This is a genomic window from Ramlibacter paludis (assembly GCF_022012305.1).
In the GTDB taxonomy this organism is placed as follows: domain Bacteria; phylum Pseudomonadota; class Gammaproteobacteria; order Burkholderiales; family Burkholderiaceae_C; genus Ramlibacter; species Ramlibacter paludis.
This window is the reverse complement of record NZ_JAKLTM010000002.1, coordinates 829,620-852,649: the sequence shown is the minus strand read 5'-3', so window position 1 is coordinate 852,649 and position 23,030 is coordinate 829,620. Positions and strand designations below refer to the sequence as shown.

30 protein-coding genes are annotated in these 23,030 nt (G+C 69.7%); 16 read left to right on the top strand and 14 right to left on the bottom strand.

Annotated elements, in window-relative coordinates:
- Positions 1–68 precede the first annotated feature (68 nt).
- The 4 genes from kynA to LZ009_RS10660 form a co-directional block, all read right to left on the bottom strand.
- The gene (gene kynA / locus LZ009_RS10675) at positions 69–905 is read right to left on the bottom strand and encodes a tryptophan 2,3-dioxygenase (RefSeq protein ID WP_275697890.1); all 837 of its coding nucleotides are present in this window, start codon (positions 903–905) and stop codon (positions 69–71) included.
- The gene (gene kynU / locus LZ009_RS10670; RefSeq protein WP_275697889.1) at positions 906–2,168 is read right to left on the bottom strand and encodes a kynureninase; all 1,263 of its coding nucleotides are present in this window, start codon (positions 2,166–2,168) and stop codon (positions 906–908) included. It lies immediately after the preceding gene.
- The gene (gene kynB, locus LZ009_RS10665) at positions 2,165–2,800 is read right to left on the bottom strand and encodes an arylformamidase (protein WP_275697888.1); all 636 of its coding nucleotides are present in this window, start codon (positions 2,798–2,800) and stop codon (positions 2,165–2,167) included. The genes kynU and kynB overlap by 4 nt, the downstream gene beginning before the upstream one ends.
- A 73-nt stretch (positions 2,801–2,873) precedes the next feature.
- Positions 2,874–3,206, bottom strand: coding sequence for a YkgJ family cysteine cluster protein (locus LZ009_RS10660; protein ID WP_275697887.1), 333 nt, complete (start codon positions 3,204–3,206; stop codon positions 2,874–2,876).
- Positions 3,207–3,291: 85 nt separating this feature from the next.
- Here LZ009_RS10660 and LZ009_RS10655 point away from each other — a divergent pair, with 85 nt between their 5' ends.
- Positions 3,292–3,672: a hypothetical protein gene (locus LZ009_RS10655; RefSeq protein ID WP_275697886.1), complete on the top strand. Its 381-nt coding sequence runs from the start codon at positions 3,292–3,294 to the stop codon at positions 3,670–3,672.
- A gap of 27 nt (positions 3,673–3,699) precedes the next feature.
- On the opposite strand, the gene LZ009_RS10650 is transcribed toward LZ009_RS10655, so the two are convergent.
- Positions 3,700–4,167 carry a hypothetical protein gene (locus LZ009_RS10650; protein ID WP_275697885.1) on the bottom strand — a complete coding sequence of 156 codons (468 nt, stop codon included), beginning with the start codon at positions 4,165–4,167 and terminating at the stop codon, positions 3,700–3,702.
- Between the two features lie 105 nt (positions 4,168–4,272).
- Between LZ009_RS10650 and LZ009_RS10645 the strand changes: the two genes are divergently transcribed.
- Both LZ009_RS10645 and LZ009_RS10640 read left to right on the top strand, forming a co-directional pair.
- Positions 4,273–5,184, top strand: coding sequence for an NAD(P)/FAD-dependent oxidoreductase (locus LZ009_RS10645; RefSeq protein ID WP_275697884.1), 912 nt, complete (start codon positions 4,273–4,275; stop codon positions 5,182–5,184).
- On the top strand, positions 5,184–6,098 hold the full coding sequence (locus tag LZ009_RS10640; protein WP_275697883.1) for an ion transporter: 915 nt from the start codon (positions 5,184–5,186) through the stop codon (positions 6,096–6,098). The genes LZ009_RS10645 and LZ009_RS10640 overlap by 1 nt, the downstream gene beginning before the upstream one ends.
- Positions 6,099–6,116: 18 nt before the next feature.
- Here the strand turns inward: LZ009_RS10640 and LZ009_RS10635 are convergent, their stop codons facing one another.
- Together LZ009_RS10635 and LZ009_RS10630 are read right to left on the bottom strand one after the other, a co-directional pair.
- Entirely contained in the window at positions 6,117–6,503 is a 387-nt protein-coding gene (locus LZ009_RS10635; protein ID WP_275697882.1) for a DUF488 domain-containing protein, read from the bottom strand.
- Between the two features lie 24 nt (positions 6,504–6,527).
- Positions 6,528–7,856 carry an NAD(P)/FAD-dependent oxidoreductase gene (locus LZ009_RS10630; protein WP_275697881.1) on the bottom strand — a complete coding sequence of 443 codons (1,329 nt, stop codon included), beginning with the start codon at positions 7,854–7,856 and terminating at the stop codon, positions 6,528–6,530.
- 31 nt (positions 7,857–7,887) lie between these two features.
- Here LZ009_RS10630 and LZ009_RS10625 point away from each other — a divergent pair, with 31 nt between their 5' ends.
- Positions 7,888–8,895 carry an LLM class flavin-dependent oxidoreductase gene (locus LZ009_RS10625; RefSeq protein ID WP_275697880.1) on the top strand — a complete coding sequence of 336 codons (1,008 nt, stop codon included), beginning with the start codon at positions 7,888–7,890 and terminating at the stop codon, positions 8,893–8,895.
- Here LZ009_RS10625 and LZ009_RS10620 read toward each other — a convergent pair.
- Positions 8,892–9,299 carry a response regulator gene (locus LZ009_RS10620; RefSeq protein ID WP_275697879.1) on the bottom strand — a complete coding sequence of 136 codons (408 nt, stop codon included), beginning with the start codon at positions 9,297–9,299 and terminating at the stop codon, positions 8,892–8,894. The two genes, LZ009_RS10625 and LZ009_RS10620, sit on opposite strands and share 4 nt — an antisense overlap.
- Positions 9,300–9,391: 92 nt before the next feature.
- Between LZ009_RS10620 and LZ009_RS10615 the strand changes: the two genes are divergently transcribed.
- Entirely contained in the window at positions 9,392–10,411 is a 1,020-nt protein-coding gene (locus LZ009_RS10615; RefSeq protein ID WP_275697878.1) for a methionine synthase, read from the top strand.
- Here the strand turns inward: LZ009_RS10615 and LZ009_RS10610 are convergent.
- On the bottom strand, positions 10,408–11,295 hold the full coding sequence (locus tag LZ009_RS10610; protein ID WP_275697877.1) for a c-type cytochrome: 888 nt from the start codon (positions 11,293–11,295) through the stop codon (positions 10,408–10,410). The two genes, LZ009_RS10615 and LZ009_RS10610, sit on opposite strands and share 4 nt — an antisense overlap.
- A gap of 60 nt (positions 11,296–11,355) precedes the next feature.
- On the opposite strand from LZ009_RS10610, the gene LZ009_RS10605 reads away from it, so the two are divergent.
- From LZ009_RS10605 to LZ009_RS10575, 7 genes are all read left to right on the top strand, one after another.
- The gene (locus LZ009_RS10605; RefSeq protein ID WP_275697876.1) at positions 11,356–12,096 is read left to right on the top strand and encodes a TetR/AcrR family transcriptional regulator; all 741 of its coding nucleotides are present in this window, start codon (positions 11,356–11,358) and stop codon (positions 12,094–12,096) included.
- Between the two features lie 130 nt (positions 12,097–12,226).
- Positions 12,227–12,625, top strand: coding sequence for a hypothetical protein (locus tag LZ009_RS10600; RefSeq protein ID WP_275697875.1), 399 nt, complete (start codon positions 12,227–12,229; stop codon positions 12,623–12,625).
- A gap of 69 nt (positions 12,626–12,694) precedes the next feature.
- Positions 12,695–13,945, top strand: a complete 1,251-nt coding sequence (gene egtB / locus LZ009_RS10595) for an ergothioneine biosynthesis protein EgtB (protein ID WP_275697874.1) — start codon at positions 12,695–12,697, stop codon at positions 13,943–13,945.
- Positions 13,939–14,934 (top strand): L-histidine N(alpha)-methyltransferase, encoded by a 996-nt coding sequence (gene egtD, locus LZ009_RS10590; RefSeq protein WP_275697873.1) that lies wholly within the window; start codon positions 13,939–13,941, stop codon positions 14,932–14,934. Before egtB ends, egtD begins: the two co-directional genes overlap by 7 nt.
- Positions 14,935–14,945: 11 nt before the next feature.
- Positions 14,946–15,227 (top strand): DUF427 domain-containing protein, encoded by a 282-nt coding sequence (locus LZ009_RS10585; RefSeq protein WP_275697872.1) that lies wholly within the window; start codon positions 14,946–14,948, stop codon positions 15,225–15,227.
- A 10-nt stretch (positions 15,228–15,237) separates the two neighbouring features.
- Positions 15,238–16,614 carry a mercuric reductase gene (locus tag LZ009_RS10580; RefSeq protein ID WP_275697871.1) on the top strand — a complete coding sequence of 459 codons (1,377 nt, stop codon included), beginning with the start codon at positions 15,238–15,240 and terminating at the stop codon, positions 16,612–16,614.
- Between the two features lie 9 nt (positions 16,615–16,623).
- On the top strand, positions 16,624–17,352 hold the full coding sequence (locus LZ009_RS10575; protein WP_275697870.1) for a 2OG-Fe dioxygenase family protein: 729 nt from the start codon (positions 16,624–16,626) through the stop codon (positions 17,350–17,352).
- Positions 17,353–17,427: 75 nt separating this feature from the next.
- Here the strand turns inward: LZ009_RS10575 and LZ009_RS10570 are convergent, their stop codons facing one another.
- Together LZ009_RS10570 and LZ009_RS10565 are read right to left on the bottom strand one after the other, a co-directional pair.
- Complete coding sequence (locus tag LZ009_RS10570; RefSeq protein WP_275697869.1) at positions 17,428–18,186, bottom strand: SDR family NAD(P)-dependent oxidoreductase; 759 nt, start codon at positions 18,184–18,186, stop codon at positions 17,428–17,430.
- Between the two features lie 20 nt (positions 18,187–18,206).
- Complete coding sequence (locus LZ009_RS10565; RefSeq protein ID WP_275697868.1) at positions 18,207–18,845, bottom strand: RluA family pseudouridine synthase; 639 nt, start codon at positions 18,843–18,845, stop codon at positions 18,207–18,209.
- On the opposite strand from LZ009_RS10565, the gene LZ009_RS10560 reads away from it, so the two are divergent.
- The 3 genes from LZ009_RS10560 (at position 18,844) to LZ009_RS10550 (ending at position 20,954) form a co-directional block, all read left to right on the top strand.
- Positions 18,844–19,215 carry a DMT family protein gene (locus LZ009_RS10560; RefSeq protein WP_275697867.1) on the top strand — a complete coding sequence of 124 codons (372 nt, stop codon included), beginning with the start codon at positions 18,844–18,846 and terminating at the stop codon, positions 19,213–19,215. The two genes, LZ009_RS10565 and LZ009_RS10560, sit on opposite strands and share 2 nt — an antisense overlap.
- A gap of 73 nt (positions 19,216–19,288) precedes the next feature.
- On the top strand, positions 19,289–19,936 hold the full coding sequence (locus LZ009_RS10555) for a DUF47 domain-containing protein (protein WP_275697866.1): 648 nt from the start codon (positions 19,289–19,291) through the stop codon (positions 19,934–19,936).
- A 7-nt stretch (positions 19,937–19,943) separates the two neighbouring features.
- Positions 19,944–20,954, top strand: coding sequence for an inorganic phosphate transporter (locus LZ009_RS10550; RefSeq protein WP_275697865.1), 1,011 nt, complete (start codon positions 19,944–19,946; stop codon positions 20,952–20,954).
- A 71-nt stretch (positions 20,955–21,025) separates the two neighbouring features.
- Here the strand turns inward: LZ009_RS10550 and LZ009_RS10545 are convergent, their stop codons facing one another.
- From LZ009_RS10545 to LZ009_RS10535, 3 genes are all read right to left on the bottom strand, one after another.
- Positions 21,026–21,577, bottom strand: a complete 552-nt coding sequence (locus tag LZ009_RS10545) for a GNAT family N-acetyltransferase (RefSeq protein WP_275697864.1) — start codon at positions 21,575–21,577, stop codon at positions 21,026–21,028.
- An 85-nt stretch (positions 21,578–21,662) separates the two neighbouring features.
- Entirely contained in the window at positions 21,663–22,106 is a 444-nt protein-coding gene (locus LZ009_RS10540) for a TM2 domain-containing protein (protein ID WP_275697863.1), read from the bottom strand.
- On the bottom strand, positions 22,103–22,630 hold the full coding sequence (locus tag LZ009_RS10535) for a GNAT family N-acetyltransferase (protein WP_275697862.1): 528 nt from the start codon (positions 22,628–22,630) through the stop codon (positions 22,103–22,105). Before LZ009_RS10535 ends, LZ009_RS10540 begins: the two co-directional genes overlap by 4 nt.
- A 131-nt stretch (positions 22,631–22,761) precedes the next feature.
- On the opposite strand from LZ009_RS10535, the gene rpsP reads away from it, so the two are divergent.
- The gene (rpsP, locus tag LZ009_RS10530; RefSeq protein ID WP_275697861.1) at positions 22,762–23,028 is read left to right on the top strand and encodes a 30S ribosomal protein S16; all 267 of its coding nucleotides are present in this window, start codon (positions 22,762–22,764) and stop codon (positions 23,026–23,028) included.
- The last annotated feature ends 2 nt before the right edge of the window (positions 23,029–23,030 follow it).

The following is a 23,030-nucleotide window of genomic DNA, read 5'->3' as shown; positions in this document are numbered from 1 at the left end:
GCATGAACGGGGTCCCGTAGGCCGGGGTGGCAACCCCGGCTCGCCGAACCGCGGCACCCGCGCGCGCATCAAAGCGCCGTCCGCAGCGTCCAGATCTCCGGAAACAAGACCACATCGAGCATCTTGCGCAGGTAACTCACCCCGCCCGTGCCCCCCGTGCCGCGCTTGAATCCGATCACCCGCTCCACCGTCGTCACGTGGCGAAACCGCCAGAGCCGGAACGCGTCTTCCAGGTCCGTGAGCTCTTCGCCCAGCTGGTACAGGTCCCACTGCTTCTGCGGCTCACGATAAACCTGCAGCCAGGCCTCTTCGACTTCCTTGCTGGCTTCATACGGCTGCGTCCAATCCCGCTGCACATGTGAGGCCGGGACCGGCAAGCCGCGCCGAGCCAGCAGGCGCAGTGCCTCGTCGTAGAGCGAGGGGAGGGCGTAGGCCTGCTGCACGATCGCCAGCCGCTCGGCGTGGTGCTCGTGCGGCTTCAACATCGCGGCATTCTTGTTGCCGAGGCGAAACTCGATGCAGCGGTATTGGAAGCTCTGGAAGCCGCTCGAGTTGGCGAGGTAGGGCCGGATGGCGCTGTACTCGGGCGGCGTCATGGTGGCCAGCACGTCCCAGGCGTGCACCAGCTGCTCCATGATGCGCGACACGCGGGCCAGCATCTTGAAGGCGGGCGGCAGTTCGTCCTGCGCGATGCTCGCGATGGCGGCCGAGAGTTCGTGCAGCATCAGCTTCATCCAGAGCTCGCTGGTCTGGTGCTGGATGATGAACAGCATCTCGTCGTGGTGCGGCGACAGCGGCTTCTGCGCGGTGAGGATGGCGTCGAGCGACAGGTAGTCGCCGTAGCTCATGTCGCGGCTGAAATCCAGCTGCGCCTTCTCGGTCTTGACGATGTCTTCGGGTTTCATTCAGGTCACCGCGTGCTGGCGATTGAATTCGGGGCGGCGCCATTCCTGCGCCTCCAGCACCTGGCGCAGGTGTTCCACCGCGTTCCACACATCCTCGAAGCCCAGGTACAGCGGCGTGAAGCCGAAGCGCAGGATGTCGGGCTGGCCCTTGCGGTAGTCGCCGATGACGCCGCGCGCGATCAGCGCCTGCACGATGGCGTAGGCGCCTTCGTCGCGCGTCAGGCAGACCTGCGAGCCGCGCTCGGCATGGGCGCGCGGCGTGGCCAGGCCCAGGCCGTGGCCGCCGCAGCGTTCTTCCACCAGCGCGATGAAGAGGTCGGTGAGCGCGAGCGACTTGCGCCGCAGGGCTGCCATGCCGCCATGCGGCTGCGCCGCCAGCAGCGTGTCGAGGCCGCATTCGAGCGCGGTCATGCTCAGGATGGGCTGCGTGCCGCACAGGTAGCGCGCGATGCCTTTCGCCGGCTGGTAGTCGGGCGTGAAGGCGAAGGGCGCGGCGTGGCCCCACCAGCCGGCCAGCGGCTGCCAGAAGCGATCGGCATGGCGCGGATGCACCCAGGCAAAGGCGGGGGCGCCGGGGCCGCCGTTCAGGTACTTGTAGCCGCAGCCGACGGCGAAGTCGGCCCCGGCGCCGCGCAGGTCCACTTCGACCGCGCCGGCGCTGTGTGCCAGGTCCCAGATCATCAGGGCGCCGGCTTCGTGGGCGCGCCGCGTGACGGTGGCCATGTCGTGCATCGCGCCGGTGCGGTAGTTGACGTGCGTGAGCATCAGCACCGCGGTGTCGGCGCCGAGCGCGCCCGCGATCTCGTGCGGCTCGACCAGCTGCAGCTTGCACCCGCGCTCGCGGCACAGCGACTCGGCGATGTAGAGGTCGGTCGGGAAGTTGCTGCGCTCGCTGATCACCACCCGGCGCTCGGGCGCATCGGCCGCCACCATGGAGAGCGCCGCGCTCAGCACCTTGAACAGGTTGATCGACGTACTGTCAGTCGCGACGACCTCGCCCGCGCCGGCGCCGACCAGCATCGCGATCTTGTCGCCCAGGCGCTGCGGCAATTCGAACCAGCCGGCTTCGTTCCACGAGCGGATCAGGCCCTGGCCCCATTCCTCCTGCACCGCCCGGGCGATGCGGTCCGGCGCCGACTTCGGCAGCGGGCCCAGCGAATTGCCATCGAGGTAGATCACGCCTTGCGGCAGCGTGAAGAGATCGCGCAATGCGCGCAGCGGGTCCTGCGCGTCGCGCGCGCGGCAGTCTTGCAAGGTGGTCATCGGTCGGAAAGGGAACGCAGCACCGCGCGCACCGGCGAGGCGTCGGCGGTCATCAGTTTCAGGGGCAGGGCGATCAGCTCGTAGTCGCCTTCGGGGACTTCGTCGAGCACCAGGTTCTCCAGCACACGCAGGCCGCGGCGGCGGATCACCTGGTGGCTGTCCAGCGTCTTGCTGTCGGCCGGGTCGATGCTGGCGGTGTCTATGCCCACCAGCCGCACGCCGGCGTCGGCGAGGCGTTCTATGGTTTCCGGCGCATAGGCGGCGAGCGCGCCGTCCCAGCGGTCGACCGGCATGCGCGCATAGGTGCGCACCAGCACGCGCGGCGGCAGCTCGGCGACGGCATGCGCGATGTGCTCCCACAGCACCAGCGGCCCGCGCGCGATCGCATGGATCACGCGGCAGCGGCCAAGGTAAGGCGCGAGGTCGACGGCACCGATGGACTGGCCCTCAGCGTCGTAGTGCAGTGGCGCGTCGGCGTGGGCACCGACGTGCGGCGACAGGGTCAGCGTGCTGACGTTGACGGGGCAGCCGGGGCCGAGCGTGGCGGCCCATTGCTGCTGGTACGGCGTGTCGCCCGGGAACACCGGCGAGCCCGGCGCAACCGGCGGGGAAATGTCCCAGAGGGTCTGCATGCGGCGGAGTTTGCGCCGCGGGAAAAAACCGTGGTGTCGGTTAATCCCAACAGGAATGAAATTTAGTTGAGGCTTAAAGCATCGAGCCTTCGAGCGGTCCCAGGCCGTGGCGTTGGCGCGCCCGCAGGCAGCCGTCGCTGCCGGGCTCCAGCTCGCGGCAAGGGTTGGGCCGCCACTCGTAGATGCCGCAGGACGCGCGCTCGCCGACCTTGCCGACCAGCGCGGCGCAGCGCACCGGGTGCCAGTCGGTGCCGCGCATGCGGCAGGTGTTGCCGGTCACCTCGACCGCGAGTCCATCGGGAACCGTCCCGCCCTCGGACTCCAGCTCGTACACCGCGAAGTCCACGCGGTAGGCCGCGCAGCAGGCGCCGCAGGCGAGGCAAGGATGTTCCTTGGTCTCAGCCACGCGCGTCAACCCGAGGCGCGGCCGGCGCGTTGCGGGAGGGCTGTACGCAAATACAGTACTTCACTTTGTCAGGTCAGGAGGAAATATGGAACTGCAGATCGCACGCCAGATTATCGACACCCTGGCGCAGGGCATCCATCCCGTCACCGGGGAGGCCATGCCGGAAGACAGCCCTTACAACGCCCCGCCGGTCATCCGGGCGCTGCACGCCGTGGCGCGCGCGCTCGAGGGCGGCGAGTTGCCCGAGCGGACGCGGCGCACGCAGCCGCCGAACGCGGGCAAGGCGTGGACGGGCCAGGAGGACGCGGCGCTGGAAACGGCGTTCGACGCGGGCATCGCGCTCAAGCAGGTGGCGCAGGAGCTCGGCCGCACGCAGTTCGCGGTGGAGCAGCGGCTGGTGAAGCTGGGCAAGGTGGCCGCGCCGGCGGGTGGCGGCCGCTACGGCAACGGCGCGGCGCACGGCTAGCCACCTCGGCGGCGGCCATGCATCGCTTCAGCGCCGGCGCATCAGCAGGCTGCCGGCGGCCAGGCCCAGCGCGAAGAAAACGTAGACCTCGGCCAGTTCCGGCTTGCCGAGGCGGTGTTCGAAGCCGGGCGTCAGGCGCCGCGGCGTGAGCTGGTAGTCGACGAAACAGGCGACGCCCGCCGCCGCGGCCGCTCCCGCGAGCGCGGGCAACGGCTCCTTGTGCGCCGGTTCGGCGCCCCAGGCCCTGGCGTGCAAGGTGCCCCAGAAGATGGACGCGGCATGGTGCGTCAGGTAGCCGGTGAGCGTGTAGCGCAGGCTGGCCTCGTCGCTCGCCAGCGCTGCGTTGCCGAACAGCCAGTGGCTCACCGCGTTCAGCGGCGCCGCCGGCATGCCGCGCTGCCGGCCGGCCCAGGCCAGGTAGCCGGCGGAGCACATGGCAGCCAGGCTGCCCGAGACGATGCCCTCGCGCAGGGCCTGCTTCCAGGTGGTCGTCATGGCCGCAAGTCTAGGCACGACACGCGCTTCGCGTGGCCCGGCCTTGCAAAGCGTAACGGCCGGCCCCGCTCGGCGGCGATGCTGGCTAGACTGCGACGAGCCCTGATGACCCACAACGAACAAGTTCTCGACTGCCTCCTCATCGGCGGCGGCGCCGCCGGCCTCACCGCCGCCGTGTACCTGGGCCGCTATCGCCGGCGGGCGCTGGTGCTCGATGCGGGCGCCAGCCGCCTCGGCTGGATCCCGCGCACCCGCAACGTGCCGGGCTTTCCGGACGGCATCGAGGGCAAGGAGCTCTGGCAGCGGATGCAGCAGCATGCGGCGAAGTACGGCGTCCCCACGCAGGCCGCCGAAGTCACCGCCCTGGAGCGTGACGCCGAGGGCATCTTCACCGCCCGCAGCCGCGAAGGCAGCTGGCGCGCCCGCTTCGTGATCCTCGCCACAGGGGCGCGCGACGTCGAGCCCGAAATCGACGGCCTGCAGGACGCCTTGCGCTGCGGCCAGGTCCGCTTCTGCCCGGTGTGCGACGGCTTCGAAACACAAGGCAAGCGCGTCGCGGTGCTGGGCAAGTCCGGCCACGGCCTGCGCGAGTCGCTCTTCGTCGCCAACTTCGGCAACGAAGTGACCTGGCTGGCGATGGCCACCGACGGCGAGGTTGCGCACGATCAGCTGGAGGAACTGCGCGGCGCCGGCGTGCGCATCGCTGCCGCCGCTCCGCGCGCCATCGTGTGCGAGGAGGGCGGATCGGTCCGCGTCGAGCTGCATGGCGGCGACGTGCTGGAGTTCGACACGCTCTACCCCGCGCTGGGCCTGAAGCACCGCTGCGAGCTGGCCACCGCCCTGGGCGCGCGCGCGGTGCCCGACGGCCAGCTCGAAGTCGACGCGCACCAGCAGACCACGGTGGACGGGCTCTATGCCGCCGGCGACGTGTCGGTCGACCTGAACCAGATCAGCGTCGCCGCCGGCCACGCCGCCATCGCCGCGACGGCCATCCACAACCGCCTACCATCGCGCTGATGGAACCCAGCCCCGCCGACACGCCGCTGCGCGATGCGGCCTCCGACCTCGGCCGCCCGCCGGCCGGCTGGCGCCGCCGCATGTTCGAGGTGATCTTCGAATCGGACACGCCGGCGGGCCGGCTGTTCGACAAGGTGATCATCGTCGCGATCCTGGTCAGCGTCGCCGTGGTCATTGCCGACAGCGTGCCGGCGGTCAACCAGCGGCACCGCGCGCTGTTCTCCGCCGTCGAGTGGTTCTTCACGCTGCTGTTTTCGCTGGAGTACCTGGCGCGCATCGTCAGCGTGCAGCATCCGCTGCGCTACATGCGCAGCTTCTTCGGCGTCGTCGACCTGCTGTCGGTGCTGCCCACCTACCTGGCGGTGCTGTTCCCGGAGCTGCACGCGCTGATCGACGTGCGGATCCTGCGCCTGCTGCGCATCTTCCGGATCTTCAAGCTGACCGACTACGTCGCCGAATACCAGATGCTCGGCGAGGCGCTGGCCGCCAGCCGCCGCAAGATCCTGGTGTTCCTGTCGGCGGTGCTGATGGTGGTGCTGATCCTGGGCACGCTGCTGTACGTGGTGGAAGGGCCGGAGCACGGCTTCACCGACATCCCCACCTCGGTCTACTGGGCGATCACGACCATCACCACGGTGGGCTTCGGCGACATCACGCCCAAGACCGACATCGGCCGCTTCATCGCCTCGGTGATGATGCTGATCGGCTGGGGCACGCTGGCCGTGCCCACCGGCATCGTCACGGCCGAGATGACGGCGCGGCGGCACGTGCGGCCCTTCCTGCTGCCGCGCACCTGCACGGGCTGCGGCGCGGGCGGCTACGGCCCGGAGGCGCGCTTCTGCCAGATGTGCGGCCAGGCGCTGCCGCCGACGGCGGGCGAAACGCTGGACACCCCCGCCGCGCCCCCGCGCTGACGGGCGGCCCCGCCGCCCTCAAACCACCTTCGCGCCGCGCTCCGCCAGCAACTCGCGCAACACCGACCGGTGGCAGCGCGCCTCGTCCTGGCAATAGCAGCCCACCGCAAAGTTGGACTGCTGCGACATCGCCGCCAGCAGGTCCAGCAGGTGGTTGGCATCCGGCTGCTTCATTTCCGCCTTGTACTTGCGCACGAAGACGTTCCACTCCTTCTCGCTGACGGCATCGAGACCGAGCGAAACGAGGTCGGCGCTGGGCGCCAGGTTGGGCAGCCAGACGTCGTAGAAATCGCGTTTGGCGAAATCCGCCTTGGGCACGCCGCGCGGCGGCCGCCGCACGGTGCCCAGGCGCAGGCCTTCGCCGGGGGAGCGCGGGCTTCCGAGTTGCACGATGTGGACGGGCATGCGCGCAAGCGTAGCAGGTGGCGTTCAGGAACGCTCTTCGATGTCGGCCACCACCCGCGCATAGCGCTGCGCGCTCCAGTACGCCGACGCCCAGTCGAACAGCACCACCAGCCGATTCCGAAAGCCGATCAGGAAGTAGATGTGGGCGAACAGCCAGAACAGCCAGGCGAAGAGGCCGCTGAAGCGCACGGGGCCCACCGGTGAGGTGAGGTCCACGACCGCCGAATTGCGGCCTATGGTGGCCAGGTTGCCGTAGTCCCGGTAGCGGAAAGCCTGCGTGCTCTCGCCGCGCAGGCGCCGCAGGATGTTGGCGGCAGCCAGGCGGCCCATCTGCTTGGCAGCGGGCGAGACACCCGGCACCGGCTTGGGTTCGCGCCCCGGTGCGTGGCTTTGCGCGGTGGCCAGGTCGCCGACCACGCTGATCTCGGGATGGCCGGCAAGGCTCAGGTCGGCCTGCACCTGCACGCGGCCCGCGCGATCGACCACCGCGCCGGTCGCTTCCGCCAGCTGCCGCCCCAGCGGTGACGCCGCCACCCCGGCGGCCCAGACGATGCATTTCGCCGGAATCCGGTAAGCCGCGGCGCCGCCGGCCGGCTGCACTTCGAGCCCTTCGGCGTCGATCGCCACCACGCGCGCATCGAGCTGCACTTCCACGCCCAGGCCTTCGAGCTGCTTGCGCGCGCTGGCGCTCAGCGACTCGGGCATCGCCTGCAGCACGCGCGGCCCGCCCTCGACGAGCACGATGCGCGCCCGCGAAGGATCGATGCGCCGGAACTCGCCGGGCAAGGTCTTGCGCGCGATCTCCGCCATCGTCCCGGCCATCTCCACGCCGGTCGGCCCGCCGCCGATCACGACGAAGGTGAGCCAGGCGTCGCGCCGTGCGGCGTCGGTTTCCTTCTCCGCTTCCTCGAAGGCCAGCAGCAGCCGGCGGCGGATCTCGAAGGCGTCGTCCAGCGTCTTCAGCCCGGGCGCATGCACGGCCCATTCGTCATGCCCGAAGTAGCTGTGCGTGGCGCCGGCCGCGACGATCAGGTGGTCGTAGGGCAGGCTGCCGCCATCGCGCAGCAGCGCCCCGCGCTGCGCCGCGTCGATCGCCACGACCTCGCCCAGCAGGCTGGTCACGTTGGCCTGCTTGCGAAAGAGGAAGCGCACCGGCGCCGCGATGGCGGGTGCCGACAGCCCCGCGGTGGCTACCTGGTACAGCAGCGGCTGGAACAGGTGGTGGTTGGCGCGGTCCACCACCGTGATGTCCACCGGCGCGGCGTGCAGGGCGCGGGCGGCTTCCAGGCCGCCGAAACCGCAGCCGACGATCAAGACCCGCGCGCGCGGTCCGGGATTCACGGGTTCTGGCATGCGGGAATTATGGCGGGCCCACAATGGGCGCATGACAACGCCCTTGCGACTTTCGGTGCTCGATCAATCGGTGGCCCGCGTCGGCGTGCCGCAGGACCAGTCCATCCGCGACACCCTCGCGCTCGCGCAGCATTGCGAAGGGCTGGGGTACCAGCGTTTCTGGCTCAGCGAACACCACAGCCTGCCCACCATCGTCGGCACCGCGCCCGAAGTGCTGATGGCGGCCATCGCCGCGCGCACCTCGCGCATCCGCATCGGCAGCGCGGGCGTGATGCTGCCGCATTACTCGCCGTACAAGGTCGCCGAGCAGTTCCGCGTGCTCGACGCGCTGGCGCCGGGCCGCATCGACCTCGGCGTGGGCCGCGCACCCGGCAGCGACCATCGCACGGCCATGCTGCTCAATCCCGATCCCCGCGCCGCGCAGCACTTTCCGCAGCAGGTGACAGAGCTGCAGGCCTGGGTCACCGGCGGCGAGCTGCCGGAAGGCCATCCCGGCCGCGGCATCCAGGCCTTGCCGCAGGGCGCTACCGCGCCGCAGGTGTGGATGCTGGGAAGCTCCGCCTATGGCGCGCAATTGGCGGCGCACTTCGGGCTGCCGTATGCCTTCGCGCATTTCATCACCGACGGCGAAGGCTGCGCCGAGGCGCTGCAGCTGTACCGGCATGCCTTCCAGCCCGGCGTGATCGCGAGCCCGCAGGCGGTGGTCTGCGTGTGGGCACTGGCGGCCGACACCGAAGAAGAAGCCTGGCGCCTCTTCGCGAGCCGCGAGCGCACGCGCATCGACCGGCAACTGGGGCGCTTCGGCCCGCTGCTGCCGCCGGAGCAGGCGCCGCGCGACTACACGCAGGCCGAAGAAGCCTATCGCGCCGAACTGCGGCGCAAGGCCATGGTGGGCAGCGGGCCGCAGGTGGCGGCGCGCCTGCGCGCTTTGGCGGCGGAACTGCAGGTCGAGGAAATGGCGGTGATCACCTGGACCTGGGATGCGCAGGCGCAGCGGCGCTCCTACGAGCTGCTGGCGCGCGAATTCGCGCAGACCTAATCGTCGTCCAGGCCGAGCGCCCAGCTGATGACGCCCCGCAGCTCCTCGGTGCTGGCGCTCTTGGACACGGCGGGATAGTCGCCGAACACGGCATCGAGCTCGCCGGCTTCCTCGGGCGAGACCAGCGCGGTGAGGTAGATGAAGGGGATCTGCGCCGTGGCCGGATCCTGCGACAGCGCGAAGGCGACCTCGTCGCCCTGCATGCGCGGCATGTTGATGTCGCACAGGATCACGCCGGGATGTTGCTCGCGCGCCAGCGGCAGCGCCTGCTCCGGGTCGCTGGTGCCCACCACGCGGAAGTCGCGCCCCAGCCGGCCCGCGATGGCGCGCGCCACCGCCTCGTCGTCGTCGACGACGAGCACGCAGGGCTTGGCCTGTTCGGGGTCGGGTAGCGTGCGCAGCATGGGAGTCAACGGGAATGATACGGCTGGCTGCCTCGCAGCACATCCGCCATGATGGGGACTTCACTCTAGCGAGCAGTCCCCGAGGAGACCCGATGTTCCGCACTTCGATTGCCGGCAGCCTGCCCAAGCCCGGCTGGCTGGCCGAAACCCACAAGCTCTGGCCGCAGTGGCGCGCCGAGGGCGACGCGCTGCGCGAGGCCAAGGCCGACGCCACGCTGCTCTGGATCAAGGCGCAGGAGGACGCCGGCCTCGACATCGTCACCGACGGCGAACAGTCGCGCCAGCACTTCGTCCACGGTTTCCTCGAGCAGGTCGAGGGCATCGACTTCCAGCACAAGGTGGAGATGGGCATCCGCAACGACCGCTACAAGGCCATGGTGCCGCAGGTGGTCGCGCCGCTGAAACTCAAGGGCCGCGTGCATGCCTTCGAGGCGCAACTGGCCCGCGCCCACACGACGCGCAAGCTCAAGTTCACGCTGCCCGGCCCGATGACCATCGTCGACACGGTCGCCGACCGCCATTACGGCGACCGCAGGAAGCTGGCGCTGGCCTTTGCCGAACTCCTGAACCAGGAGGCGCTGGCGCTGCAGGCCGACGGCGTGGACATCATCCAGTTCGACGAACCCGCCTTCAACGTGTACATGAAGGACGCAGCCGAGTGGGGCGTGCAGATGCTGGAGCGTGCCGCGCGCGGCCTGAACTGCACCACCGCCGTCCACATCTGCTACGGCTACGGCATCCAGGCCAACAACGACTGGAAGAGGACCCTGGGCGAGGAGTGGCGCCAGTACGAGCAGGTGTTTCCCGCGCTCGCGGCCAGCACGATCGACCAGGTCAGCCTGGAGTGCTACCACTCGCACGTGCCGCCCGACCTCATGGCCTTGCTGAAAGGCAAGGACGTGATGGTCGGCGTGATCGACGTCGCCAGCGACGTGGTCGAGACGCCCGAGCAGGTGGCCGACACCATCGGCCGCGCGCTGCAGTTCGTGGCGAAGGAGCGGCTGTTTCCTTGCACCAACTGCGGCCTCGCGCCCATGGACCGCGAGGTGGCACGCCGGAAGCTCGAGGCCCTGGCGCAGGGCGCCGAACTGGCGCGCCGGCGTTTCGCCTAGGAGGTCGTCCGGCTCTTCAGGTACAGGTGCAGCGCCCGCAGGTCCGTGTCGCTCATGTTGCGCAGGGACTCGAAGGGCATCACCTGGATCCTGCTGCCATCGGACCGCTGCCCCGACTTGAACATGCGGATGAAGGCTTCCGGGTCGGCGTAGCGCACCTTCATCACCTCGGCGGAAGGCGTGAGGTCGGCCGCGGCCGGCCAGTCCGGCGGGCCGCCCGGGATCTTGCCGCCCGCCAGCTGCGGGCCGTGGCAGCCCAGGCACATGTTGGCGACGTACGCACCGTGCTGCACGTTCACGCCTTCGGCCACGGCCTGCGCCGGCGGCAGGTTGTGATCGATCTTCGCCGCGGCATCCTGGATGGCGCCGAAGCCGTACAGCACGCGCGCCGGCAGCGGCAGCTTCACTTCGGCGCCGGTGCCCGCCGCCGGCGGCAGCGACTGCACGTAGGCGACCAGCGCGGAGAGGTCGGCGTCGGTGAAGCGGTTGTAGTCCTCGCTGGGCATCACCATCAGCGGCCGCCCGTCCGGCGCCACGCCGTGGCGGATGGCGCGCACCCAGTCTTCGCCGCGATACGCCACCGTCACGCCGCCGCTGCCGCGCGTGATGTTCGGTCCCTTGATGCGCAGGTCGTCGCCCTTTTCGACGAACACCCGGCCCGCGCCGTTGGCTCCGTGGCAATCGACGCAGCCGCGCGACGTGAACAGGTAGCGGCCGCGCTCCAGTGCGCTTGCATCGGCGGCAACCGGCAGCGCTTGCACCTGCACGGCGACCCGGCGCGCCTGCTTGCGTTCCGACAGCTGCAGGCCGGCGAACACGCCTACCACCGCCAGCAGCACCAAGCCGGCCACGATGCCGCCTGCAATCTTCCACCCCTTCCGCATGGTCTTCTCCTTTCGGCCTAAAATGAAGAGTGTGTCAAAAAATGGATTTGATGTCAAAAAATGGATGACCCCTCCAGAAATGCGGGGCTGCCGCCGCTGCCGGCGCCCCTGGCCGCCGCTTTCGTGGCCGCCGCGGGCGGCGGGGGCAAGCGCGAGCGAACCCAGGCGGCGCTGGTGCTGGCGGCGGTGAACGTCTTCTGCGCGCGCGGTGTGGCGGGGGCGACGGTGCAGGAGGTGGCGCAGGTCGCGGGCATGACGCCGGCGACCGTCTACAACCACTTCGCTTCGAAGGAGGCGCTGATCGAGCGGGTGGCGCTGGCGCTGGCCGAGGGCTTGAGCCGCGCCATCGGCAGCAGCCACGCCGGTGTCGAGGACGGCGCCGAACGGATGGCGATCGGCCAGCGCCGCTTTCTCTGGCTGGCGGCGGAGGCTCCGGCCTGGGCGCTGTTGTTGCTGGACGTGGGCCGCGCCAATCCGACGCTGGGTGGACTGCTGCAGGTCTACCCACTGGCCGACCTGCGGCTGGGCCTGAAGCAGAAGCGCTTCAAGGTGCCGAACGAAGCGGCAGCGATGGATGCGATTTCCGGCATCTGCATGACCGGCATGCAGACGGTTGCGCTGGGCCTGGCGCCGCCGAAGCACGACATCGCCATCGCCACGGTCGTGTTGCGCGCGCTGGGCATGGAGGCGGCGGAAGCCGCGGAAGTGGCCAAGCGCCCCTTGCCGCCGTTGCTTACGGCCGAGCCGGAACCCGGCGCCGCCGCTGCAAAGCGCGGGCGCGCGCCCGCCCGCCGCAGCTAATCGTGCGCTCCGGTTTGTCGGACTCGTCCGACACGCCGCAGGCCGATTCCTCCGACAGGCCTTCCCTTGGGACTACACGCCGCTGGCTCAGGCGTTCGGTAGAACACAGCCGTTTCCCAAGGAGCAACGCATGAGACAGAGCCGCCGGTTTCCCCGGTCCAGCAGCACGGTCGCGCTGGCCGCCTTGCTGGGCGTGTTGGCCGCGGCGCCCGCCGCGGCGAGCGACTTGCGCAACGTCACCACCGGCGGACCGCTGCGCCCCGGCATCTACGGCCGCATCGAAGTGCGCGGCACGACGCCGCCGCCGGTGATCTACAGCCAGCCCGTGCTGGCCGGCCGCGGCTTCATCCCGGCCACGGCCAGGCCGGTCTACCTCTACGTGCCGCCGGGCCAGGTGCGCAAGTGGAAGGACAACTGCGCGCGCTGGTCGGCCTGCGACCAGCCGGTGCTCTTCATCCGCGTGCAGGACAGTCCCAGCCGCTGGGGCGAATGGCGGCAGTTCCGCGACCAGCTGGCGCTGCACGACTGAAGCCCTGCGGTACCCCGAAATGCCTCGCTGTGCTGTAATGAATTCGGCACGCAGGCCACCAGGAGATGCATGTCCTTGAACCCGTCACCCGCCGCGGCTGCCGCCGGGCGTGAAGCCCTCGCGGCCCGGCACGCGGCGGTGCGCGCGCGCAGCCTCGCGCTGGCCGCGCCGCTCTCGGCCGAAGACCAGTGCGTGCAGTCGATGCCGGACGCCAGCCCGACCAAGTGGCACCTGGCGCACACCAGCTGGTTCTTCGAAGCGGTGGTGCTGGCGCCGCACGCGGCCGGCTACCGGCCCTTCGACGCGCGGTACTTCCACCTGTTCAATTCCTACTACGAGTCGCTGGGTTCGCGCCATCCCCGGCCGCAGCGCGGCCTGCTCACGCGGCCTTCGCTCGCCGAGGTGCATCGCTATCGCGCGCACGTCGACGCCGCGGTCGAGCAGCTGATCGCACAAGCCGATGCCGCCCAATGGCGTGCCGTGGAGCCGCTGCTCGCGCTGGGCCTGCAGCACGAAGAGCAGCACCAGGAACTGCTGCTCACCGACATCCTGCATGCGCTGTCGTGCAATCCGCTGCTGCCCGCCTACCAGCCGGCCGACGCGCCACCGCTTCGCCTCGCAGCCGCCGCGCCGCCGCTCGCCTGGCTGCAAGGCCCGTCCGGCGCGGTGGAAATCGGCCATGACGGCGACGGCTTCGCCTTCGACAACGAGACGCCGCGCCACAAGGTCTGGCTGCAGCCCTACCGCATTGCCGACCGGCTGGTGAGCTGCGGCGACTTCGCCGACTTCATCGCCGACGGCGGCTACCGCACGCCTGCGCTGTGGCTCTCCGACGGCTGGGCACTGGCGCAGGCACAAGGCTGGCAGGCGCCCGCGTACTGGCTCGCGCCGGAAGATCCGCGCGCGCCTTCGCCGCACTGGCAGGTCTTCGGGCTCGATGGCGTGCGGCCGCTGGACGCGCTGGCGCCGGTTGCCCAGCTGAGCTTCTACGAAGCGGCGGCCTATGCGCAGTGGGCGGGCGCGCGTTTGCCCACCGAGGCCGAATGGGAAGCGGCGTACGCGCTGCCGGGCATCCGGCAGATGACGGGCCACGTCTGGCAGTGGACGCGCTCCTCCTACGATCCGTATCCGGGCTTCCAGCCCTGGAGCGGCGCCATCGCCGAATACAACGGCAAGTTCATGGTGGGGCAGATCGTGCTGCGCGGCGGCAGCAGCGCGACGCCGCGCGGCCACGCGCGCCCCAGCTACCGCAATTTCTTTCCGCCGGCCGCGCGCTGGCAATTCACCGGGCTGCGACTGGCCAAGGACGACGCATGCTGATTTCCTCCTTTGCGCAAGCCGGCGCCCAGCCTCTTGCGCAACCCGCGCCGCCACCGGCGCGCAGCGCCGACCACGGCGTCTTCGCGCGCGACCTGCTGGCGGCACTGGCCGTGCGTCCGCATGCCATCTCGCCCAAGTACTTCTATGACGCCGAAGGCTCGCTGCTGTTCGACCGCATCTGCGAGCTGCCGGAGTACTACCCGACGCGCACCGAACTTTCCATCCTGCAGCGCTGCGCCGGAGAGGTCGCGCGACTGGCCGGGCCCGAGGCGGAGATCGTCGAATTCGGCGCCGGCTCGCTGCGCAAGGTGCGGCTGCTGCTGCAGGCCTTCGAGCGGCCCGCGCGCTACCTGCCGATCGACATCTCGGGCGACCACCTGGCCACCGCGGCCACGCTGCTGCGCGCCGAATTCCCGCAGCTGGACGTGCAGCCGGTCGTGGCCGACTACACGCAGGGCCTGGGCCTGCCGCGCGCATCCGGCCCGGGCCGGCGCGTCGGCTTCTTCCCCGGTTCCACCATCGGCAACTTCACGCCCGAGGAGGCGCTGGCCTTCCTGGAGCGCGCCGCCGACACGCTGCACGGGGGCGCGCTCCTGCTCGGCGCCGACCTGGTGAAGGACCCGCAGGTGCTGCATGCCGCGTACAACGATGCGCAGGGCGTGACGGCCGACTTCAACCTCAACCTGCTGGCGCGCGCCAACCGCGAGCTGGGCACGCGCTTCGTGCTCGAGCAGTTCGCGCATTACGCCTGCTACAACGCACCGCTGCAGCGCATAGAGATGCACCTGGTGAGCCGCTGCAAGCAGTCGGTGACCGTAGCCGGCCAGCGCTTCGAGCTCGACGAAGGCGAGAGCATCCATACCGAGAACTCGTACAAGTTCACGGTGGACGGCCTGCGCGCGCTGGCGCGCCGCGCGGGCTTCAAGCCCGGGCCGGTCTGGACCGACCCGCAGCGGCTGTTCAGCGTCCACTGGCTGCAAGCCCCCTGAAGGAGACCGGCATGAAGGCCATCTGGAAAGACAAGGTCATCGCCGAGAGCGACGACACCGTCGTGGTCGAGGGCAACCACTACTTCCCCGCAAGCAGCCTCAAGCGCGAATACACCACCTTCAGCAACCACCACACCAGCTGTCCCTGGAAGGGCGAGGCGAGCTACTACTCGCTGATGGTCGATGGCGAGCTGAACCCGGAAGCCGTCTGGTACTACGCCGACCCGAAGCCGGAAGCGGAGATGGTGAAGGACCGCGTCGCCTTCTGGAAGGGCGTGCGCGTCGAGCCCTGAAGGGGTCATCTTGGACGTCCTCCACGCCGATGCGGCTGTGATAGGCGCCGGCCAGGCCGGCCCTTTCCTCGCCATGGCCCTGGCCGCGCGCGGCGAGCGGGTGGTCCTGGTGGAGGCGAAGCAGCTGGGCGGCACCTGCGTCAACAACGGCTGCACGCCGACCAAGACCTTGCGCAAGAGCGCGCGCGTCGCCCACATGGCGCGGCGCGCCGCGGAGTTCGGCGTGCAGGTCGGCGCGGTGGAGGTCGACTTCGCCGCGGCGATGGGGCGCATGCAGCAGCGCGTGGACGCCGCCCGCGCCGGGCTCGAGAAGTGGATCGCCGGCGAGCCGCGCGTCACGCTGCTGCGCGGCTGGGGCCGGCTGACCGGCCGCTCGGCGCAGGGATTCGACCTGCTGGGCGGCGAACAGCCGGTGCACGCGGCCCGCGTGTTCCTCAACACCGGCACACGCGCTTTCCAGCCACCGATCCCGGGCCTGGATTCCGCGGGCGCGCTCGACAACGTGTCGCTGCTGCAGCTGCGCGAGCGGCCGCAGCACCTCGTGATCCTGGGCGGCAGCTACATCGGGCTGGAGATGGGCCAGATCTTCCGGCGCCTGGGCAGCGCGGTCACCATCCTCGAAGCCGGGCCGCGCATCACCGCGCGCGAGGAGCCGGAAGTCTCGCAGTGCATCGCGGAGTTCCTGCAGGCCGAAGGCGTGCGCATCCTCACCGGGCGCGCCATCGACCAGGTGGAGCGCGAAGGCGAGGGTGTCGCGGTGCTGGTGGGCGGCGAGCGTGTCCACGGCTCCCACCTGCTGGCAGCGACCGGACGGCTGCCCAACACCGAGAAGCTGGGGCTGGACACCGTGGGCGTGCACACCGACGAACGCGGCTGGGTGCCCACCAACGGGCGGCTCGAAACCAACGTGCCGGGCATCTGGGCGCTGGGCGACATCAACAAGCGCGGCGCCTTCACGCACACCAGCTACCACGACCAGGAGATCGTGCTGGCCAACCTCGCCGGCGGCCAGCGCAGCGCCGACGACAGGACGATGGCCTATGCGATGTTCACCGATCCGCCGCTGGGCCGCGTGGGCATGGGCGTCGCGGAGGCGCGCGCCAGCGGCAAGCGCGTGCTGGTGGCCGACTACGCGATGAAGGACGTGAGCCGCGCCAAGGAAGAGAGCGAGACCACCGGCCTCGTCAAGCTGCTGGTGGACGCGGACAGCGAGCGTTTCCTCGGCGCCGCGATGGTGGGCATCAACGCCGACGAGATCATCCAGGTGCTCAGCAACTTCATGGCCACCGGCGCCAGCTACCGCGTGCTGCAGGACGCCTTGCCGATCCATCCCACGGTGGCCGAGTTCCTGCCCACGATCCTCAAGAGGTTGAAGCCCCTGGATTAAAGTCGGGGCATGTTCCTCAGCCCCGCGTACACCTATCCCGACCAGGTCGTCACCTTCCTGCGCCAGCAAGGCTATGCGGTGCTGTCGCCGTCAGGCGTGGCCGAATGGAGCGGCTGCGCGCTGGCCGACCTGCTGCAGCTCGGGGCATCCTGGGACCAGCTGCCGCCCGACGAATACCTGAAGGACGGCGGCCGCTATCGCAAGCGCCGCCACTCCTGCTTCGTGCAGCATGGCGAGCGGCTCACGCAGTCGCCGCATCGCGCGCACTGGCAGCCGCTGGAATACAACGCGCTGCACGGCGGCATGCAGCGCTGGTTCGAGCCGATGGACACGGCGACGGTGCAGGCGCCGGCGTGGAAGTGCCTGTTGCGCGCCCTCGCCACCACGGCCAGCGCGCTGCGCGGGCCGCAGCCCTGGTACCTGGAGGCGCACCAGTTCCGCATCGACACCGAAGGCGGCATCGGCCGGCCGACGCCGGAAGGCGCGCACCGCGACGGCGTCGACCTGGTGGCCGTGTTCCTGGTCGCGCGCGAGAGCATCAAGGGCGGCGAGACCCGCGTGTTCCAGTCCGACGGGCCGGCCGGCCAGCGCTTCACGCTGACGGAGCCCTGGAGCCTGCTGCTGCTGGACGACGCGCGGGTGGTCCACGAGACCACGCCGATCCAGCCGGTGGGAGCGGAGGGGCATCGCGACACGCTGGTGTTGACCGCCCGTGCGGGTGGGTTCCAGGGAGACTAGGCGCGGTTCCTTCGTCACCAAGGGCTACGCCGATAGTGACGCGCAGGCCGTGGTGAGCGCGCAGCCGAACCGCGGCTAATCCCGCACGTCGGCGACCGGATTGCTCCCGAAATCCGCCCGCGCCAGGAAAGCCAGCACCTTCGCCGCCGCATCCTGCGGCGCCATCAGCATCCCCTTGTCCTTCATCCCCGTGAAGTTGCCGAGGTCCGGGAAGCGCGCCGGATCGGCGCCGCGCAGCTGCACCTGCATGTCAGTGTCGATCACGCCGGGCGCCAGCGAGCAGACCTTCGCGCCCTCGGCCTGCTGCGCTTCCTCCAGCGCCACGCAGCGGGTGAAGTGGTCCATGCCCGCTTTCGCCGCGCAGTAGGCGGCCTGCGAGGCCATCGCGCGCCGGCCCAGGCCCGAGGAGATGTTCAGGACCTTGCGCTTCGCCGGCCAGCCGGCCGTGGCGCGCAGGAAGGCGCCGGTGAGCAGCATCGGCGCCTCGAGCCCGACCCGCAGCGCGTCGGCCAGGTCGGCGGCCGGGATTTCGCCCAGCGGCGCGATGCGCGGGATCATCCCGGCGTTGTTGATCAGCGTGACCGACGCGTAGTTCTCGCCAGCCTGGCCCTGCAGCCAGGTGGCGAGGCGCGCGGCGACGGCGTCGGGCCGCGCCAGGTCCTGCGCCCATTGTTCGCAGCGGCGGCCCGCGGCCGCGGCCTGCGCCGCCAGGGCTTCGCCGGGCTTGCGCGCGATGCACAGCAGGTCGTGGCCGGCGGCCAGCAGCTGCTGCGCCATGGCGAGACCCATGCCGCGCGAGGCGCCGGTGAGGATGGTGAGGTGTTTGTCGCTCATGGCGTGATCCTAAGGAGTTTTCAGAAGGGAGCGGGGCTTTCGAAGGCCAGCGCTTCGCCGGTGGCGGGATGGGCCAGGCGCAGCGCGCAGGCGTGCAGCAAGAGCCGTGGCGCCAGCGCCTGCACATCCGGCGGTGCATAGAGCGCGTCGCCGAGGATCGGATGCCCGATCGCCTGCAGGTGCACGCGCAGCTGGTGGGTGCGGCCCGTCACCGGCTCCAGCGCCAGCCGCGTGCGGTCGGCCAGCGTTTGCAGCACCCGCCAGCGCGTCACGCTGGGGCGGCCGTGCTCCGCATCGACCTTCTGCAGCGGACGGTTGGGCCAGTCGGCCATCAAGGGCAGGGCGATCTCGCCTTCCGTTCCGGCGACGACGCCGTGAACGACCGCCTCGTAGCGCTTCTCCACCGCGCGCTCCTCGAAGGCGCGGCTCAGGGCGCGCTGCATCGCGAGGCCGCGCGCCATGACGAACAGCCCCGAGGTCGCCATGTCGAGGCGGTGCACCACGCGCGCGTCCGGCCACAGGTGCTGCGCTCGCAGCGACAGGCAGTCCTGCTTGTCCTCGCCGCGGCCCGGCACGGCCAGCAGGCCCGCGGGCTTGTCCAGCACCAGCAGGTGCTCGTCGACGTAGAGCAGCCCCTCGGTTCCAGATAATGCCGGCATGAGCGCAATCACCTCCTCGATTCCCTACTGGATGCAGGCCGTCCTGCTGCTGGTCGGCTCCAACCTGTTCATGACCATGGCCTGGTACGGCCACCTGAAGAGCCTGGCCGCGAGCCCCTGGTACATCGCCGCGCTCATAAGCTGGGGCATCGCGCTGGCCGAGTACCTGCTGCAGGTGCCCGCCAACCGCATCGGCTTCCAGGAAGCCGGGCTGAGCGTCGGCCAGCTCAAGATCATGCAGGAAGTCATCACGCTCACCGTGTTCCTGCCGTTTTCGGTGTTCTACCTGAAGGAGCCGCCGCGCCTGGACTACCTGTGGGCGGCGCTGTGCATGGTGGGCGCCGTCTATTTCATATTCCGCAACGCCTGACGGACTCGCCCGGGGACGCGGCAGTTACACTCCTGCCGGTTCCCGACACAACTACTCCTCCCCTGGGGCGTCCATGCTCTTCAAGAAACTGCTCCCGCGCGAAGGCAACTTCTTCGAAATGTTCAACCAGCATGCCGAGCGCATCGTCGAAGCGGCGCATGCCTTCTCGAAGCTGGTGGCCAACTACGGCGACGCCAACCTGCGCGAGCAGTACGCGCGCGAGGTCGACCACGCCGAGCGTTCGGCCGACAAGGTGACGCACGACGTCAACCGGCTGATCCACTCGACCTTCATCACGCCGATCGACCGCGAGCAGATCCACACGCTGATCAACACGATGGACGACGTCGCCGACCTGATCCAGGACTCGGCCGAGACCATGGCGCTGTACGACGTGCGGCACATGACGGAGGAGATCACCCGCCTGACCGACCTGAGCGTGCGCTGCTGCGAGCGGGTGAAGGAAGCCGTCGGCCTGCTGGCCAAGCTGTCCGACCACAACACCGCCGTCGCCGCGCTCAAGACCTGCGAGGAAATCGACAAGCTCGAATCCGACGCCGACCGCGTGATGCGCTCCGCGATGAGCAAGCTGTTCCGCGAAGAGCCGGACGTGCGCGAAGTCATCAAGCTAAAGGCCATCTACGAACTGCTCGAGACCATCACCGACAAGTGCGAAGACGTCGCCAACGTCGTCGAAGGCATCGTGCTCGAGAACTCCTGAGGCCCGCATGGAAGTCACCCAAGCGGCCCTCTGGGTCGTGATCCTGCTGGTCGTGATCGCGCTGCTGTTCGACTTCATGAACGGCTTCCACGACGCCGCCAACTCGATCGCCACCGTGGTCTCCACCGGCGTGCTCAAGCCCACGCAGGCGGTCGTCTTCGCTGCCTTCTTCAACCTGATCGCCATCGCGATCTTCCACCTGAGCGTGGCCGCCACCGTGGGCAAGGGGATCGTCGAGCCGGGCGTGGTGAACACGCACGTGGTGTTCGGCGCGCTGGTCGGCGCCATCACCTGGAACGTGATCACCTGGTGGTACGGCATTCCCAGCAGCTCCTCGCATGCGCTGATCGGCGGCATCGTCGGCGCGGTCATCGCCAAGAGCGGCGCCGGTGCGCTGATCCCCGCGGGCATCTGGAAGACCGTGATCTTCATCTTCGTCTCGCCGCTGCTGGGGTTCATCCTCGGCTCGCTGATGATGGTGATCGTCTCCAACATCTTCCGCTCGACCCGCCCGAACAAGGTGGACAAGTGGTTCCGGCGGCTGCAGCTGATTTCCGCCGGCGCCTACAGCCTGGGCCACGGCGGCAACGACGCGCAGAAGACCATCGGCATCATCTGGATGCTGCTGATCGCCACCGGCTACGTCGCCGCCGGCGACAAGTCGCCGCCCAACTGGGTGGTGATCTGCTGCTACTTCGCCATCGCCATGGGCACCATGTTCGGCGGCTGGCGCATCGTGAAGACCATGGGCCAGAAGATCACCAAGCTCAAGCCGGTGGGCGGCTTCTGCGCCGAGACCGGTGGGGCGCTGACGCTGTTCATCGCGACCGCGCTGGGCATTCCAGTGTCGACCACGCACACCATCACCGGCGCGATCGTCGGCGTGGGCTCCACGCACCGCATGAGCGCGGTGCGCTGGGGCGTGGCCGGCAACATCGTCTGGGCGTGGATCTTCACGATCCCGGCGAGCGCGTTCGTGGCGGCGATCGCTTACTGGATCAGCCTGCAGCTGTTCTGAGGCGTGTCATCCCGGCCTCGCGACGGGATCCATCTCCCGCGGCGGGTCGCGCACGGGAGATGGATTGCGGGTCAGGCCCGCAATGACAACTCCGGAGGATTCGGATGCAGCCGCGCCATCGCGACCGCATCGACGAAGCGCCCGTTCTTCAGCGCGTAGTTGCGCATCCGGCCTTCCTCGACGAAGCCCATGTTGCGGTACAGCGCCTGGGCGCGGTCGTTGTCGGCGTGCACCATCAGCTCCACGCGCAGCACGCCGGCCCAGTTGTCGGCCCAATCGAGCAGGCGCGCGATCAGCTGGCGGCCGACCCCGCGGCCCTGCCACTCGGCGGCGATGCCGATGCCCAGCGAGCGCGTGTGGGCGCGCCGCATGCTCGTGCCGTTGGCATGCAGGCCGGCGCAGCCGACGATGCGGCCTTCCGCGACCGCCACCAGGTTGCAGGCGCCCGGTTCGACCTTGCTCAGGAACTCCAGCCGCGAGGCGACCGGCATGTCCGGCAGCTGCAGCGTCCCTTCGAAGGTGCCGGGGCTGCCCATGAGGGCGGACATGCCGGCGGCGTCCTCGGGTTCGCGGGCGCGGATGGTCAGGCTGGGGGCGTCGGCTTCGTGGGCGGCGCGGTCCATTTCAGTGCTCCTTGGTCAGGGGTTGAACGGACGACCCAATCTACCGGAAGAGCTTCGCTGGCGCTCATGCCGCTTCGGCATGAGTTCATTCGCTGATCTTGCGGCCTTCCTCGACCTGCGATTCGAAGTAATGCTGGAAGCTGATGGCGATGCTGGCCAGCAGCGTGCCCGCGCCCACCATCAGCGAGAACACGATCGCCCAGATCGTCGCCCAGCGCGTCTGCCCTTGCGGCGCATCGGGATGGCCGGGATTGAAGCGCGCGTTCCACTCCTCCGGCTTCGTCAGCCCGTAGACGATCGCGGTGAGGCAGCAGCCGGCAAAGGTGAAACCCAGGACCGGGATCAGGAGCCAGCTGAGGCCGTCGTTCTGTCCCAGCGTGGCCATGCGCAGCACCCCGTAGGCGCCGATGGCGGTGGGCAGCGGCAGCAGCCAGCCCAGCTTGTCGCCCAGGCCGTGGAGGTAGAAGCGGTGCAGCCCGATGGGGCCGCCCAGGAAGGCCAGCCAGGCCGCGAGCGTCTTGCTCTTCATGCGGCGGCCGGAGCGGTGCGGTCGGCCTCGCCGATGGACTTTTCCATGATCACGATGTCCAGCCAGCGGCCGAACTTCCAGCCGCAGGACTGGATCACGCCCGCCTGCGTGAAGCCCAGCGCCTTGTGCACGCCGATTGAACCCTGGTTGCCCGAGTCGCCGATCACGGCGATCAGCTTGCGGATGCCGGCGGCCTCGGCTTCGCGCTCCAGGGCCGTCAGCAGCTCCTTGCCCCAGCCCTTGCCGGCGGCGTCGGGATGCAGGTAGATCGAGTCTTCCGCCGAAAAGCGATAGGCGGGCCGCGGCTTGAACCACTGGCAGTAGGCGAAGCCGACCACCCGGCCGCCTTCCTCGGCGACCAGGTAGGGCAGGGCCTTGGCCAGCACGTCGGCGCGCCGGCCGGCCATGTCGCTTTCGCTGGGCGGCGTGGTCTCGAAAGTGCCGGTGCCGTGCAGCACGTGGTGGCCATAAATGGCGGTGATGGCAGGGACGTCCTGGTCCGAGCTGGGGCGGATGGTGGGCATAAAGTGGGAACGCGTTATAATCGTGGGCTTTTCGGCGTGTCGCTGGCCGGGTGGCCAGTCGCGTGTCTCAACGCCGGAAAATCAATTGGTGGCCTGCAAGGCAGGCACCTCATCCACCCGAAGGATAAATCATGGTCGTCATTCGACTCTCCCGTGGCGGTGCCAAGGCCCGTCCGTTCTTCAACATCGTCGTCGCCGACAAGCGCGTGCGCCGTGACGGCCGCTTCATCGAGCGCCTGGGTTTCTACAACCCGCTGGCCAAGGACGGCGAGGAAAAGCTGCGCGTGGCGCAGGACCGCCTGAACTACTGGAAGGGCGTCGGCGCGCAGGCGTCCCCCACCGTGGAGCGCCTGCTGAAGGACGCCCCGGTCGCCGCCCCCGCCGCTGCCGCGGCTTAAAC